This window comes from Chromobacterium sp. CCUG 76385, assembly GCF_059916625.1.
In genome coordinates, this window is record NZ_JAUCGU010000012.1 from 17,509 (window position 1) to 32,942 (window position 15,434).

Genomic DNA, 15,434 nt, shown 5'->3' on the forward strand with positions numbered 1-15,434 from the left:
CCGTGCCAGGACGAATCCGTCGATTGTGTCAAGCTGGAGCCTGGCTGGCAAGCGCTTCGCAGCGCCGTTTCAGCGCCTGGTTCATCAGCAGGAAGCCGCTGCGGGTGTTGTCCAGCAGCGCGCCGCCGATCAGCGGCAGCAGAATGCCGGAAAAATCCTCGCCGTGATGGAAGCGGGTGCCGCCGTCTGCCAGCGCTTCCAGCCGGAAGTAGTGTTCGCCGTCGAACAGGCCCGGCAGCAGCAGTTTGCCGCGCCAGCGCAGTTGCTGCGCGGCGGCAAACGCCGTCAGCCGCGGCCGGAAGGTCATGCGCCGGCCGCCGGGCGGATGAAGGGTGGCCACCAGGCTGGCGCCGGTTTCGCGGCGGCCGTGCAGGCCGACGATGAACGGGTTCCATTCCGGGTAGCGCGGCCAGTCGGTCAGCACCCGCCATACCTGATCCGGAGCGGCGGCGATGTCGATCTCGGTGGCGATGTTGCGCTTGGCCATGGCTCAGTCCTCGTAGAAGTCGTCGCCGGCGCCGGCGATCACCTGGCGGATCACATCCGTCGGAAAGCCGCGTTGCGCCAGAAAACGGTACTGCTTGGCTTTTTCCGCGGCGTCCGCCGGCGGGCGGCCGAATTTCTTGCGCCACTGCTCGCGCGCGCTGGCCAGATCGTCCTGACCGGCCAAGGCCTGGCGTATGGTGTCATCGTCCACGCCGCGTTGGCGCATTTCCTGCGACAGCCGGCGGCTGCCGAACTTGCCGCCCTTGCTGGCGGCGAATTGCTGGGCGAAACGGCTGTCCGACTGCCAGTTGGCGGCCGCCAGCTCGTCCAGCACGGCTTCCAGCTGTTCCATGCTTTCGGCAAAAGGCGCGAGCCGCCTGATCAGCTCGCGCCGGGAATACTCCCGGCGCGACAGCAGATCGGCGGCCCGCGCCTTCAGGCTTTTGCCGCTTGAGCTCATCAAGCGTCGAGAGCGTCGTCGACGAATTCTTCTTCGTCGGCCTGGCCTTCGGTGATTTCCACCTTCACGCCCACCGCTTCGCGGATCTTGCGCTCGATTTCTTCGGCGATGGCCGGGTTGGCCTTCAGCCACTCGCGGGTATTGTCCTTGCCCTGGCCGATCTTCTGGCCGTTGTAGGCGTACCAGGCGCCGGACTTGTCGATGAAGCCGTGCTTGACGCCCAGCTCGATGATCTCGCCGGCGCGCGAAATGCCTTCGCCGTACAGGATTTCGAAATCGGCCTGGCGGAACGGCGGCGAGACCTTGTTCTTCACCACTTTGACGCGGGTGTCGTTGCCGATCACTTCCTCGCCCTTCTTGATGCCGCCGGTGCGGCGGATGTCCAGGCGAACGGAGGCGTAGAACTTCAGCGCGTTGCCGCCGGTGGTGGTTTCCGGGTTGCCGAACATCACGCCGATCTTCATGCGGATCTGGTTGATGAAGATCACCAGGGTGTTGGTGCGCTTGATGTTGCCGGTCAGCTTGCGCAGCGCCTGGCTCATCAGGCGGGCTTGCAGGCCGACGTGGCTGTCGCCCATCTCGCCTTCGATTTCCGCCTTCGGCACCAGCGCGGCGACGGAGTCCACCACGATCACGTCCACGCCGCTGGAACGCACCAGCATGTCGCAGATTTCCAGCGCCTGTTCGCCGGTGTCCGGCTGCGAGATCAGCAGGTCTTCCACATTCACGCCCAGCTTCTGCGCGTAAATCGGGTCCAGCGCGTTTTCCGCGTCGATGTAGGCGCAGGTGCCGCCCAGCTTTTGCGCTTCGGCCACGACTTGCAGACACAGGGTGGTTTTGCCGGACGATTCCGGGCCGTAGATTTCCACCACGCGGCCGCGCGGCAGGCCGCCGACGCCCAGCGCCAGGTCCAGGCTCAGCGAACCGGTGGAGACCACCTGCAGGTTTTCGTTGATCTGGTTGTCGCTCATGCGCATGATCGAGCCCTTGCCGAACTGCTTTTCAATCTGGGCCAGGGCCGCGGCCAGCGCCTTGCTCTTGTCTTCGGATGCCATGCTGTCTCCAAATGGGGTAGGTCGGACCAATAATGGGGCGATTATCGCAGAAAACCAGAGGGCTAACAGCAGCTTGCCGGCCATCCGGCGCGTGCCATAGTCGTAAACCCGCGCGCCGCCCCCTTTTGGCGCGGTTCAGGATGTGTACAATGGGAGACATGATGAACGAACGCGCCCAACATCTGCTGAAAGCGCTGATCGAGCGCTACATCGCCGACGGTCAGCCGGTCGCCTCCAAGGCCCTGTCGCTGCTGCCCGGCGTGGAACTGTCCTCGGCCACCGTGCGCAATGTGCTGGCCGATCTGGAAGGCATGGGCCTGATCGCCTCGCCGCATACCTCGGCCGGGCGGGTGCCCACCGCGCGCGGCTACCGGCTGTTCGTGGACCGCCTGCTGACCATCCGTCCGCTGGACCAGGTGTCGCTGCAGGAGCTGGAGCACAATCTGCAGCCGGACAGCCCGCAGCGCATCGCCCAGGCGGCCTCGTCGCTGCTGTCCGAATTGACCAGCTTTGCCGGCGTGGTGCTGACGCCGCAGCGCAGCGATGTCGCCTTCCGGCAGATCGAATTTCTGCGCCTGTCCGAACGGCGGGTGCTGATGATACTGGTGACGCTGGACGGCGACGTGCAGAACCATTTGCTGGTGACCGAGCGCGACTACACGCCGAGCGAGCTGATCGAGGCCGGCAATTTCATCAACCAGCATTACGCCGGGCAGGGGCTGAGCGCCGTCGCGCAGCGGGTGGAGAGCGAGCTCAAGCAGCTTCAGGGCGATATCGCCGAATTGATGTCCGCCGCGGTGATGCTGGGGCGGCAGACGCTGGCGCAAAGCGGCGAGGACGTGGTGGTGACCGGCGGCTCGCGCCTGCTGCAGGTGCATGATCTGTCCGACGACCTGTCGCGTTTGCGCGAGCTGTTCGGCGTGTTCGAGCGCAAGACCGAGTTGCTGAAGCTGCTGGCGCAGGGCCGGGAGGCGAGCGGGGTGAACATTTTCATCGGCGAAGAGTCTGGCGTGGTGACGCTGGACGAATGCTCGGTAGTCACCGCGCCGTATTGCATCAACGGCCAGGTGGTCGGCACGCTGGGCGTGGTCGGCCCCACCCGCATGGCTTACGAGCGCGTCATTCCGATCGTCGACATCACCGCGCGGCTGGTCAGCAACGCGCTGTCGTTCCGCGAGTGAGCTTGGCGCCTGCGCCCGGAATTTGGGATATCCAACTGGAAAACAAATACACCATGAAAACCATGCAGAAACTGGCCGCCGCGGTTGCCCTGGCCGCGCTGGCGTTTGCCGCCGTCCCGGCTTTCGCCGACGCCGACTTCCTCGCCCGCCCCGATGTGCAGCGCTATATCGACGAGCAAGTGGCCAGCGGCCAGTTCAACCGCCCCGAGCTGGAGGCGGTGTTCGCCAATGTCGAACTGAAGCCCAATATCATCCGCATTCTGGACAAACCGTCCACCTCGCGGCCGTGGTACCAATTCCGCGCCACCACCGTCAACGAGAGGCTGATCGCCGACGGCGTGGCGTTCTGGCAGGCCAACGCCGACGCGCTGGCGCGCGCCGAGCGCCAATACGGCGTGGCGCCGGAGGTGATCGTCGCCATTCTCGGCGTGGAGACCCACTACGGCCGCAACACCGGCAGCTTCCGGCTGGTGGATTCGCTGTCCACCATCGGTTTCGACTACCCGCGCCGCGCCGAGTATTTCCGCGGCGAGCTGACCCAATTCCTGCTGCTGGCCAAGGAAGAAGGCAAGGATCCGCTGACGCTGAAGGGTTCCTACGCCGGCGCGATGGGCCTGCCGCAGTTCATGCCGTCCAGCTACCGCAAGTGGGCGGTGGACTTCGACGGCAGCGGCCACCGCGACATCTGGAACAATCCGCACGACGCCATCGGCAGCGTGGCCAACTACTTCCAGCTGCACGGCTGGAAGCCCGGCGACGACGTGGTGGTGCCGGCCAGCGTGGTGGCCGGTCCGCAGACCGATCAGTTGCTGGCCGACAAATTCAATCTGCACTACACGGTGGGCGATCTGCGGAAGATGGGCGTGGCGCCGCAGGCGCCGTTGGCCGACGACGTGCCGGCCGTGCTGTTCTCGCTCGAGTCGGCGCCGGGCGTCACCGAGTACTGGCTGGGCCTGAACAATTTCTACGCGATCACCCGCTACAACCGCAGCACGCTGTACGCCAAGGCGGTGCAGGAAATCGCCAGCCAGCTGCGCCAGCGCTACTTCGCCGAACTGGCGCGGCGGCAGGAACCGGCCTCCGCCGGGATGTAAGCCGCTGCCGCTCTCTTTTCCACCGGCGCCGTCCATCGCGGCCGCGCCGGCGAAACCTGTCGCCTTGCGCGGCAATTGCCATTAAAATCCGCCCCCATGAGCTATCAAGTCCTTGCCCGCAAGTGGCGTCCCAAGCGCTTCGCCGACCTGGTCGGCCAGGAGCATGTGGTGCGCGCCCTGTCCAACGCCCTCAAAGAGCAGCGGCTGCACCACGCCTATCTGCTGACCGGCACCCGAGGCGTAGGCAAGACCACCATCGCCCGCATCCTGGCGAAAAGCCTGAACTGCGAAACCGGCACCACCGCCGAGCCTTGCGGCGAGTGCCAGGCCTGCCGCCAGATCGACGCCGGCCGCTTTGTCGACCTGCTGGAAATCGACGCCGCGTCCAATACCGGCATCGACAATATCCGCGAAGTGCTGGAAAACGCCCAGTACGCGCCGACCATGGGCCGCTTCAAGGTCTACATCATCGACGAAGTGCACATGCTGTCGAAAAGCGCCTTCAACGCGATGCTGAAGACGCTGGAGGAGCCGCCCGGCCACGTCAAATTCATCCTGGCCACCACCGATCCGCAAAAAGTGCCGGTCACGGTGCTGTCCCGCTGCCTGCAGTTCTCCCTGCGCAATATGACGCCGCAGCAGGTGTCGACGCACCTGGCCCACATGCTGGAAGTCGAAGGCATTCCGTACGAGGCGCCGGCCTTGGCCTTGCTGGGACGCGCCGCGTCCGGCTCCATGCGCGACGCGCAGTCGCTGCTGGATCAGGCCATCGCCTATGGTTTGGGCGAAGTGAGGGAAGACGGCGTGCGCGCCATGCTGGGCGCGGTGGACCGCCGCTACCTGTTCAGCCTGCTGCAGGCGCTGGCCGCCTCCGATGGCGCGGCGCTGATGGCCGAGGCGGACAAGCTGGCAGAGCGCGGCATCAGCTTCGACGCCACCTTGTCCGAATTGGCGGTTTTGCTGCAGCAACTGGCGCTGGCGCAGACGGTGCCGGCCGCGCTGGCCGACGACGAGCCGGAGCGCGAGGCGATCTTCGCGCTGGCCGACGCCATCGCGCCGCAAGACGTGCAGTTGTACTATCAGATCGCCATCCATGGCCGCAAGGACCTGGCCTTGGCGCCGGACGAGCATGCCGGCTTCAATATGACGCTGCTGCGCATGCTGGCCTTCCATCCGGCCCGCGCGCCGGCAGAAAGCGCCGCGCCCGCGCGGGCGGCTGCGCCGCAGCCCGCATCGCGCCCGGCAGCGGCCGCCGCGTCCGTGACCGCCAGCGCTTCGGTGCCGGTCGCGCGCGGCGTTTCGCCGGCCGCCCGCGCCTTGCAGGCCGCCGGTCTCGGCAGCCCGGCCAAGCCGGCGCCGCGGCAGGAACCGAGCGAACCCGCGGCCCCGGCTGTCGAGCCGGAGCCCGAGCCTGCGCCACAGCCGGTAGCGGCAGCGCCGGCTGCGCAAGCCAAGATCGAAGCCCGGCCGCAGCCGCCTGTTGCGCCCGCCGTCGTGGCGCCTGAGCCGCAGGACGAGGCGGATGAGCGCGACGAAGAAGAAATCGTCGACGCGCCGTGGTCCGACGACGACGCGATGCCGGCCTACATGCAGCAACCGCCGCTGGAGGACGAGACGGCGAGTTATCGCTTCGATGGCGACTGGCAGCGGCTGGTGGCCGATTTGGGCGCCAAGCTCGGCGCGGCGCGCATGCTGGCGCATAATGCAGTGCTGAAGAGCTGGAGTCAGAGCCGGCTTGAGCTGGCGGTGCCGGAGAGCTTCCGCCACATGAGCGGCCGCGATTACCAGGATAAATTGAAAGCCGCCTTGGCCGATCGCTTCGGCCATCCGGTGGAGTTGCTGGTGACGGTGGAGGAGCTGGGGATGGAAACCCCGGCCATGACCGATGCCAGGCTGCGGCAGGAGCAGTTGTCCATCGCCCGCGAATGCATGCAAAACGATCCGGTGGTGCAGCAGATGGTGCGCGAATTCGGCGCCACGCTGCTCATCGAGACCATTCAACCCGTACAGGAGTGACCGCAATGTTCGGTAAAGCTGGAATCGCTGGCCTGATGAAACAGGCCCAGCAAATGCAGGAAAACATGAAGAAGGCCCAGGAAGAACTGGCCAAGGTGGAAGTGGAAGGCCAATCCGGCGCCGGCATGGTGAAGGTGGTCATGACCTGCTCCCACGACGTCAAGCGCGTCGCCATCGACGACAGCGTGCTGGAAGACGCCAAGGAAGACAAGGACATGCTGGAAGACCTGATCGCCGCCGCGGTCAACGACGCCGTGCGCAAGGTGGAAGCCACCACCCAGGAGCGCATGTCCGGCTTTACCAACGGCCTGAATCTGCCGGCCGGGATGAAGCTCCCGTTCTGACCCCAGGCCCGGCGACGGGCCTTTTTGTTCGGCGCGACATGCCGGCGCTGGTTGCGCCTTACGTCATATGCGCGGCGCGCAAGCGCTTGAGCAAGCCGAAGCAATTTCAGCCACGAAATCCACGAAAAATACGAATATGGCTGGCTGGGCCGGAGTGAGCCGCCGTCGATCCAGTGGTCGGCGGCTGTTGTTTTTCGTGTGTTTTCGTGGGTTTCGTGGCAGAAATCCGGTTATTTCTTATCCGTATGATTTCGTGGTGTATGAGGTTTTGGGATGAAAAATCCTCCCGCGCTGGAACAATTGATCGCCGCTCTGAAGGTGTTGCCCGGGGTGGGGCCGAAGACTGCCCAGCGCATGGCTTTTCACTTGCTGCAGCGCGACAAGAAGGGCGCGGACAAGCTGGCGCGCGCGCTGGACAAGGCGTTGACTCAGCTGACCCATTGCCAGCGCTGCAACACCTTCAGCGAGACCGAGCTGTGTCCGATCTGCGCCGATGAGGCGCGACGGCAGGATCAGCTGTGCATCGTGGAGATGCCGGCGGACTTGATGATGCTGGAACAGGCCAAATGCTTCGAAGGCCTGTATTTCGTGCTGATGGGGCGGATTTCGCCGCTGGATAATATCGGCCCCAAGGATTTGAACCTGGACAAGCTGCTGCCGCGCGCCTTGGACGGGCAGGTGAGCGAGGTGGTGATCGCCACCAATTTCACCGCCGAGGGCGAGGTTACCGCCCATATGCTGAGCGAGCTGTTCAAGGACCGCGGCCTGGCGGTCACCCGCATCGCCCGCGGCATGCCGGTAGGCGGCGAGCTGGAGTACGTCGATCTGGGCACGCTGGCGCAGGCGGTGTACGAGCGCCGGGGCGTGTCCTGAGCCGAATCAAGAGTCAGGCGTTAGGGCGCGGCTTGCGCAGCGCCTCGTGTTGGCCCGCTGTCTGGCGATCTTGAATGCCATCTGAGCGGATAATCGGCAATCGCGCCCGTCTGCTGTTCGCGGCAGTTCAGCCCTCCACCCGGTTTCTGCCGCCGCGTTTGGCCGCGTAAAGCGCCTGGTCGGCGCGTTCCATCATGCTGTGGATATCGTCATGCTCCTGATAGGCGGATACGCCGAAGCTGGCGGTGCAGCGCTCTACGATGGGAAAGTCATGGCGTTCTACCGCCTGGCGCAACTTCTCCGCCAGGATGCGCGCGCCGGGCTGGTCGGTATCGCTGCAAATGATCAGAAACTCCTCGCCGCCCCAGCGTACGGTGATATCGCAGGCGCGGATATTGTCCTGGATGATCTTGGCTATGGTTTTCAGCACTTCGTCGCCGGCCTGGTGGCCATAACGGTCGTTGACCTGCTTGAAGTGGTCTATGTCCAGCATGATGAAGGAAAAGGGGTTGGAAAAGCGTTTGGCCACCGCAAACTCATGCGGCAGCATCTTTTCCAGAAACAGGCGGTTGTACAGCCCGGTCAGCCGGTCGGTGGTGGCGAGCCGGTTCAGTTCTTCATTTTTTTGTTCCAGTTCGCGGGTGCGGCTTTTGACGATCTCCTCCAGCTCGTCGTTCATCTTTTGCAGCTTGGCGATATAGGAGCGGAGCTCCTGGTCCAGCGCATAGGCCTTGATCGCCGACTGCAGGGTCAGAATCAGGTCCTCGTTCTGCCATGGTTTTTCCATGAAGCGGAACAGGCTGGCCTCGTTGATGGCGCGCTTGACCCCCTGCATGTCGCTCTGGCCGGTCAGCATGATCGTGATGGCCGACGGCTGGCTCATGTGCACCCGCACCAGTAATTCGTCCCCTTTCATGCCTGGCATGATGTAGTCGGCCACGATGATGGTCAGCGGCATGCCTTCCTGTTTCAGTTCTTCTATCAGGTCCAGCGCTTCTTCCGCGCTTTCGGCGATTTCGATCACGACATCGTTGTCAAAATGCTGCGACAGCGCATTGCGCAAGGCGTTAAGCACGCCGATATCGTCGTCTACGCAAAGCACGACTTTGTTGGCGTGACCGTTCTGCCAGTCAGTCTGCATGGCTATCCCCCATCTTGCGCCAGAAGTCAGCCAGTCCCGCATCAATGCATTGAATCAGCTCCGCCGCGTCCCAGGGTTTGGAAAAGAAATGATTGGCCGATCCGGAGGCCAGCGCCGAATGCACCGAGGCTTCATTGCTCTGTCCGGAGAGAATGACGGTGATGATGTGCGGAAAATGGATTCTGGCCTGGCAGAGAAACTCATCGCCATTCATGCCGGGCATGATGAAATCGGAAATGACGACTAGCGGAATCAACCCTTCGGCTGAAAGCTCGTTCAGAATATCCAGGCCTTCCGCTGCGCTTTCGGCGATTTCCACCAGATGGGTGGGATAATTTTTTCTCAATTGGTCGCGCAGGGCGATGAGTACGCTGGGCTCGTCGTCCACACATAAGATGACGCCTTTTTTCATCTCGCCTCCTGCTGATAGGGCAAGAAAACCTTGAAGGTGGTTCCGATGCCCGGCTCGCTGAAAACTTCTATTTTCCCTTTGTGCTGTTCAATGATTTTCTTGACGATGTCCAAGCCCAGGCCGGTGCCTTCGCCTCTGGGTTTGGTGGTGAAAAAAGGCTCGAAAATGCGTTCTTTTATTTCGTCGGAAATGCCGCAGCCGGTGTCACTGATGGACACTACAGCATAGTCACCTTGTTTTTGGATGCCAAGCCGAAGGGTGCCGTGATAATCCATGGCTTGCAGTGAATTGGATATTAAATTGGTCCAGACCTGGTTTAATTGATCAGGCTGGCATTTTATATTGGGTATGTCTTGGTAATTTCTGATGACTTCGACGTTTTGCTTGGTTTTGTTCTGGTAAATGGTTAAAACGGTTTCGATGCTTTCCGATAAAGGATGCTCATGCATCTCGCCGTCGATATCGAAACGGGAGAAGGTTTTCAGCGCGAAAATGATTTTGCCTACGCGATCCACCGCCATATTGATATTGGATGCATTCATGGTGATGGACGAAATATTATAGGCGGCATTCAAAATGGCAGGACTGTCGGGATGGACGAGTAGCGGCAGATAGTCCTGATACTGTTCATGGGCTTTCAATTGCACCAGCATGGTGGCTTTGACGCGGGCGTCGTCTACCCGATGCTGCGTCAGCTGATCGGCCAGCTGGCGGGAGATGGCCCGTTCCTCCCGGCTGTTGAAGGCGGCGGGTTGCGCCTTGCTGCCGTCCAGCAGGCGTTTGAACAGTTCCAGATGGCTGGCGTCGAGTTGCATCAGGATGGACGGCAGGCTGGAGAGCGCCAGCTCCAGGGCATCCAGAATATTGTTGCTGCTGGACTTGATCGCGCCGATCGGCGTGTTGATTTCGTGGGCGACGCCGGCGACCAGTTGTCCCAGCACCGCCATTTTTTCGGACTGGATCAGTTGCCCCTGCGCGCGCCGCAGGTCTTGCAAGGTTTTGTCTGCATGCTGGCGCGCCGTCTTGACCATGTCGTAGGAAATCGCATTGGTGAGCGCGATGGCGGCATAGGCGGCGATGGAGCGGAAGATTTCCAGCTCGCGCTGCTGGAATGCGTCTGCAACATGGCTCAGCGCCATGGCGATGCCGATGCAGTTGCGGCCGGCGGTCAGCTGATGGATGACGCCCTGCCGCATGGCTGCTCTGGTGGTGTCGCAGCTCGCCGCATCCAGCTGGGCGATGCTGTGCTCGTCCAGCAGCTGGACTTCTTCCATCGCCAAGAAGGCGTTGACGAGAAAGGAATCGGTCTGCTCCAGCGGCAACAGCACGGGTGGTTTTTCCTGGCCGTCGTCGATGCAGTAAATCAGCTCCAGGGCGTTGGCGTCGAATTTCAGCAGCGCGACAGCGAAGCCATCAATCGGCATCAGCTCGCGCAAATGCTGATACAGGGCGACGCATATGGCCTTGCTGTCCAGGCTGGCGGTCAGCGCCTTGCCGATGTCGCCCAGCTGGCGCAGGGTTTCGGCCGAGCTTGCCAAGGCCATGTTCGCCTGGTGCAGGTCGGCGGTGCGTTGATGCACGAGGTCGCTCAGATGGTCGCGGTGGGTGGACAGCTCCTCCTCGTATTTGTTTTTCTGTTGCAGGTATTCGGAAAGATTCTGCTGCATGGTGTTGATGCCATGCACCAGCTTGTCCAGCTCATCCTGATAGGTTCGCCGCCGCTCCAGGTGGATCTGTTGATGCAGGGTTTCCGGCGAGAATCGATCCAGGTGCAGCGCAATCTTGCGGATATGCGTGGTGACGTAGCGATTGACGATCAGCATCAGAAATCCGGCCAGCAGCAAGGAATAGATCGCCTGGGTGCTGATGATGTTGACGATTTCGCTTTTCAGTTCGGCGATGAGGATGCGGCTGTCGCCTTCAATTTCCAGGCTGCCTATGGTTTCCGTGGTGCCGGCGGTGCGGTCGTGATGTTTCAGCTGGGAAAAGATTTTTGGCGTCCAGGACGTATTATGCCATCCAGGCTTGGACAGGCTGAAGGATTCCGCTTCGTAGTATTTCTGGGACTCGCCATTCAGATTGATCAGCTTGATGGTGACGCTGCCGACGGCCGGCACTTGAAAGCTGCTGCGCAGATGTTCCTCTATCGAGGTGCGGTCCAGATCCCAGATTGCCTTGTTCAGCGTTTGCTGATAGATGCCATTGATCAGGTTAAGCTGATTTTGCATGGCCTGGACGTGGTTGTTCCAGGTGAGCCAGGTTTTGACGATGACGGTGGCGAAGGTGAAGGCTAGGCAGAATAACAGCGTGGCCAGTACCAGGCGGCCTGCTAATGACCTTATGCCGGTCTCGCCATTTTTCATTTTCCCTATCCCGGCTTGCGCGTCCTCGCGCCAGATACTTCATTTTTGTAGCGGGCCGGAGAGGGGATTGCAATGCGGCGATGGCGGGGCGGCGAATGCGCTGGCGGGGCTAGGGCCATGCCTGCGCAGACCGTGCGCCGCAATGGTTTGCGGCCCGGCTGCGCGAGGCCTTGAGTCAGCCGCGATCAGTCGCCATTGACCACATCCACCCCCTTGGGCGGCGTGAAGGCGAAGCGGCTGACCGGCAGATTGACGTTCTGCTGCGGTTGGCTGAAGCGGATGCGGGTGTCGTTGCCGAAGCTGTCGGTCAGCTCCATTTCCACCAGCATATTGTTGCGGAAGCCCATGCGGATGGCGCTGAAGGTGTTGTCCTGCTTTTTGGGGCTGGCGGCCAGCCATTCCAGGTCGCCCTGTTTGCCGGCCTCGTTCAGCTTGTAGCTGCGCTCGATTTCATTGCTGCCGGCCAACAAGGCGGCCGGGCTGGAGCCCAGCGCCGCGCCCTGCGCCTTGCGCGTCACTTGGGCCAGGTCCGGGTCGTAGATCCATAGCGTCTTGCCGTCGCCGACGATCAGTTGGGCATACGGCTTGGTGTATTCCCAGCGGAATTTGCCGGGGCGGGCGATTTCCAGCCGACCGCTGGCTTCTTCGCGTTTGTTCTTGTTGCTAACGGTTTGGGTGAAGTCCGCGCTCAGCGTTTTGCTGCCGGCGACGAAGGCCTTCAGTTGGCCGATGGCGGAGGCGTGGGCGGGCGCGGCCAGGCAGCAGGCCAGCGCGGCGGCGCTCAGCAGGGAAAAAGACGGTTTCATCGGATGGATTCCTCAGGGCAGCCTGGCTGCGGTGAAAATGCTATGACTGCCGGCGTGGGCGGCGGTTCGGCGCGTTGCGGGCGGAATAGCTTGCGGAATGTTGCATGCAGCCATGGCCGCCCGCGGCGGATCAGCTGAACCGATTGGTGATCGGGTAGCGCCAGTCCTTGCCGAAGCCGCGCTGGGTGACGCGCGGACCCACCGGCGCCTGGCGGCGCTTGTACTCGTTGATCTTGAGCAAGCGCACCACGCGCTTGACGTCGGCCTCGGCGTAGCCGGCGGCGATGATGTCGGCGGCGGATTCGTTGCCCTCGACATAGCGCGCCATGATGGCGTCCAGTATTTCATAAGGCGGCAGGCTGTCCTGATCCTTCTGGTCCGGGCGCAGCTCCGCCGACGGCGGCCGGGTGATGATGCGTTCCGGAATCACGTCGGACACGGTATTGCGCCAGCGGCACAGCTCGAACACCAAGGTCTTGGCCACGTCCTTCAGCACGGCGAAGCCGCCGGCCATGTCGCCGTATAGCGTGCAGTAGCCGGTGGTCATTTCCGACTTGTTGCCGGTGGTCAGCACCAGCTTGCCGCTCTTGTTGGACAAGGCCATCAGCAGCGTGCCGCGGATGCGCGCCTGCAGGTTTTCCTCGGTGGTGTCCATCTCCAGGCCGGCGAACGACGGGGCCAGAGCGGTCATGAAGCTTTCGTACATCGGCCAGATTTCGATCTCGTCGTACTTGACGCCCAAGCGGCCTATCATGTCGCGGCTGTCGGCGACGGAAATGTCCGCGGTGTAGCGCGACGGCATCATCACCGCGTGCACCTTGTCCGCGCCCAGCGCATCGACGGCCACCGCCAGCGTCAGCGCGGAGTCGATGCCGCCGGACAGGCCCAAGAGCGCGCCGGGGAAGCCGTTTTTGACGATGTAATCGCGCACGCCGACCACCAGGGTGCGGTAGACGCTTTCCAGCGGGCCGGGCAGGGCGGCTTGGCGGCCGGCCTGGAAATCGCCGTCGGCGTAATCGACCAGCAGCAGTTCGTCGTCGTAAGCCGCGGCTTGGGCGATGGCCTGGCCCGCCTTGTTCAGCGCGAACGAGGCACCGTCGAACACCAGTTCGTCCTGGCCGCCGACGAGGTTGACGTAAGCCAGCGGCAGGCCGGTTTCCTCCACGCGGTAGCGCATCACCTCATGTCGGGTTTCAACCTTGTCGCGGTGGAACGGCGAAGCGTTCAGGCTCAGCAGCAACTCAGCGCCTGCGTCGGCCGCCTCGGCCGCCGGCTCCAGCTGCCAGGCGTCCTCGCAGATCAGCACCCCGACCTTGACGCCGTTCTGTTCGAATACCAGCGGCGCGGCGCCGGGGGTGAAGTAGCGGCATTCGTCGAACACTTCATAGTTGGGCAACAGCATCTTGTGATACTGGCCCAGGCGGTTGCCGTCGCGCAGCACGGTGGCGGCGTTGAAGCGCTCGTTGCCGATTTTCGCCGGATGGCCGACGATGACTGTGATGTCGTCCAGTTGCTCGATGATGTCCAGGCCCTTGGCCACTTCGCGGTAGAAGCTGTCGCGCAGCAGCAGGTCTTCCGGACTGTAGCCGGTCAGCGCCAGCTCCGGCGTCAGCAGGATGTCGGCGCCCTGGGCCATGGCTTGCTGCGCGAGATCGACGATTTTCTGGGCATTGCCGGCGATGTCGCCGACCACGGGGTTGAACTGGGCGAGTGCGATACGCATCTTGAGAGAACACCGATGTTTCTTGATCCGCACATTTTACCTGAAGACGGCGGCCCCGAAAGGAAAAGCATTGCGTCTGCAACTGTATGACGGCGTGAGCGCCGTGCCGCAGCCGGCCTGGCCGACAGGGGAGGGCGGCGGCGTGTTCGTCGGCCGCGAGTGGCTGGTTGCGCTGGAGGAAACCGGCTGCGTCGGCGGCGCCACCGGCTGGCAGCCCTTGCCGCTGGCGCTGGAGCGCGATGGCCGGGCTGAGGCGCTGGCGCCGGCTTATCTGAAACAGCATAACCGCGGCGAGTACGTGTTCGACTGGGCATGGGCTGAAGCCTATGCCCGCGCCGGACAGGACTACTACCCCAAGCTGGTGGTGTCCTCGCCGTTCAGTCCCGTCTCCGGCAGCCGGCTGCTGGGACGGGGCGATGATACGGGTTTGTTGATTGCGGGATTGCAGCAGGTGGTGGACGACAACCGCCTGTCTTCCGCCCATGTGCTGTTTCCGACGCAGGAGGAAGCGGAACGATTGGCCACGGCCGGCTGGCTGCTGCGCGACGGCGTGCAGTTCCATTGGAACAACCAGGGCTATGCCGATTTCGAGGCTTTTCTCGCCAGCCTGAGCCGGGACAAGCGCAAGAAGATACGCCAGGAGCGGCGCAAGGTGGCGGACGCTGGCGTGCAGGTGCGCGCGCTGGATGCCGGGCAGATCTCCGATGCCGACTGGCGCTTGTTTTATCGCTGTTATCGACAGACTTATCTGCAGCATCGCTCGGCGCCGTATCTGAACTTGGATTTCTTCCGGCGCATCGGCGAGCGGCTGGCCGGCCATTGCGTGATGTTCGTCGCCCGCCGCGACGGCGAGGATATTGCCGCCAGCCTGTGCATACGCGATGGCGCGGTGTTGTATGGGCGTTACTGGGGCGTGCTGCAGGAGGTGCCCTGCCTGCACTTCGAGCTGTGCTATTACCAGGGGCTGGAATATGCCATCACCAGAGGACTGGAATGTTTCGAAGGCGGCGCGCAGGGCGAGCACAAACTGGCGCGCGGTTTCGAGCCGGTGCGCACCGTGTCCGCCCATTACATTGCCGACCCGCGCTTTAGAGAAGCCATCGCCGGCTGGCTGGCGCGCGAGCGCGCCGGCGTGACCGATTATGTGGACCAGTTATTTGCGCATTCCGCTTATAAAACACTTGCGCAAGAAGAATAGGGCTTATATACTGCGCAGCCTCTGTGGCCGAAACGCCGAAGGCGCTTCAGCGCAGGGTTCTGGAGAGGTGGATGAGTGGTTTAAGTCGCACGCCTGGAAAGCGTGTTTAGGGTAATACCCTAACGGGGGTTCGAATCCCCCCCTCTCCGCCAGAATTCAATATCGAACCGCGTCGCGGTTCCGACAATTCAGCAAGACACCTCCGGAGAGGTGGATGAGTGGTTTAAGTCGCACGCCTGGAAAGCGTGTTTAGGGTAATACCCTAACGGGGGTTCGAATCCC

General features: G+C 62.8%; 14 protein-coding genes and 1 tRNA gene. 7 read left to right on the forward strand and 8 right to left on the reverse strand.

Features of this window, described 5'->3' with window-relative positions; genetic code table 11:
• Nucleotides 1-28: 28 nt before the first annotated feature.
• Genes QUG01_RS09990 through recA form a run of 3 tightly spaced genes read right to left on the reverse strand, consistent with a single transcriptional unit; the run spans nt 29 to nt 2,001 of the window.
• Nucleotides 29-487, reverse strand: a complete 459-nt coding sequence (locus QUG01_RS09990; RefSeq protein WP_500830003.1) for an SRPBCC family protein — start codon at nt 485-487, stop codon at nt 29-31.
• Between the two features lie 3 nt (nt 488-490).
• Nucleotides 491-946 carry a recombination regulator RecX gene (recX, locus tag QUG01_RS09995; RefSeq protein ID WP_500830004.1) on the reverse strand — a complete coding sequence of 152 codons (456 nt, stop codon included), beginning with the start codon at nt 944-946 and terminating at the stop codon, nt 491-493.
• Complete coding sequence (gene recA, locus QUG01_RS10000) at nt 946-2,001, reverse strand: recombinase RecA (protein ID WP_071110136.1); 1,056 nt, start codon at nt 1,999-2,001, stop codon at nt 946-948. Before recA ends, recX begins: the two co-directional genes overlap by 1 nt.
• A gap of 161 nt (nt 2,002-2,162) precedes the next feature.
• Between recA and hrcA the strand changes: the two genes are divergently transcribed.
• The 5 genes from hrcA (at nt 2,163) to recR (ending at nt 7,509) form a co-directional block, all read left to right on the forward strand.
• Complete coding sequence (hrcA, locus tag QUG01_RS10005; RefSeq protein WP_233164004.1) at nt 2,163-3,182, forward strand: heat-inducible transcriptional repressor HrcA; 1,020 nt, start codon at nt 2,163-2,165, stop codon at nt 3,180-3,182.
• Between the two features lie 53 nt (nt 3,183-3,235).
• A complete protein-coding gene (gene mltB, locus QUG01_RS10010) occupies nt 3,236-4,276 on the forward strand; it encodes a lytic murein transglycosylase B (RefSeq protein ID WP_500830005.1) in 1,041 nt (346 codons plus the stop codon).
• Nucleotides 4,277-4,372: 96 nt separating this feature from the next.
• Nucleotides 4,373-6,292, forward strand: a complete 1,920-nt coding sequence (gene dnaX / locus QUG01_RS10015) for a DNA polymerase III subunit gamma/tau (protein WP_500830006.1) — start codon at nt 4,373-4,375, stop codon at nt 6,290-6,292.
• Between the two features lie 5 nt (nt 6,293-6,297).
• Entirely contained in the window at nt 6,298-6,636 is a 339-nt protein-coding gene (locus tag QUG01_RS10020) for a YbaB/EbfC family nucleoid-associated protein (protein ID WP_233196381.1), read from the forward strand.
• A gap of 273 nt (nt 6,637-6,909) precedes the next feature.
• Nucleotides 6,910-7,509 (forward strand): recombination mediator RecR, encoded by a 600-nt coding sequence (gene recR / locus QUG01_RS10025; RefSeq protein ID WP_106076297.1) that lies wholly within the window; start codon nt 6,910-6,912, stop codon nt 7,507-7,509.
• Nucleotides 7,510-7,636: 127 nt separating this feature from the next.
• Here the strand turns inward: recR and QUG01_RS10030 are convergent, their stop codons facing one another.
• The 5 genes from QUG01_RS10030 to QUG01_RS10050 form a co-directional block, all read right to left on the reverse strand.
• Complete coding sequence (locus tag QUG01_RS10030; protein WP_500830007.1) at nt 7,637-8,650, reverse strand: GGDEF domain-containing response regulator; 1,014 nt, start codon at nt 8,648-8,650, stop codon at nt 7,637-7,639.
• Nucleotides 8,640-9,062 (reverse strand): response regulator, encoded by a 423-nt coding sequence (locus QUG01_RS10035; RefSeq protein ID WP_500830008.1) that lies wholly within the window; start codon nt 9,060-9,062, stop codon nt 8,640-8,642. The genes QUG01_RS10030 and QUG01_RS10035 overlap by 11 nt, the downstream gene beginning before the upstream one ends.
• Nucleotides 9,059-11,425, reverse strand: coding sequence for a HAMP domain-containing sensor histidine kinase (locus QUG01_RS10040; RefSeq protein ID WP_500830009.1), 2,367 nt, complete (start codon nt 11,423-11,425; stop codon nt 9,059-9,061). The genes QUG01_RS10035 and QUG01_RS10040 overlap by 4 nt, the downstream gene beginning before the upstream one ends.
• Nucleotides 11,426-11,610: 185 nt before the next feature.
• Nucleotides 11,611-12,231, reverse strand: coding sequence for an outer membrane lipoprotein periplasmic chaperone LolA (gene lolA / locus QUG01_RS10045; RefSeq protein WP_500830010.1), 621 nt, complete (start codon nt 12,229-12,231; stop codon nt 11,611-11,613).
• A gap of 130 nt (nt 12,232-12,361) precedes the next feature.
• On the reverse strand, nt 12,362-13,954 hold the full coding sequence (locus QUG01_RS10050) for an NAD+ synthase (RefSeq protein WP_500830011.1): 1,593 nt from the start codon (nt 13,952-13,954) through the stop codon (nt 12,362-12,364).
• A gap of 70 nt (nt 13,955-14,024) precedes the next feature.
• Between QUG01_RS10050 and QUG01_RS10055 the strand changes: the two genes are divergently transcribed.
• A complete protein-coding gene (locus tag QUG01_RS10055) occupies nt 14,025-15,152 on the forward strand; it encodes a GNAT family N-acetyltransferase (RefSeq protein ID WP_500830012.1) in 1,128 nt (375 codons plus the stop codon).
• Nucleotides 15,153-15,213: 61 nt separating this feature from the next.
• Nucleotides 15,214-15,304: transfer RNA gene (locus tag QUG01_RS10060), tRNA-Ser, on the forward strand.
• Nucleotides 15,305-15,434: the final 130 nt, after the last annotated feature.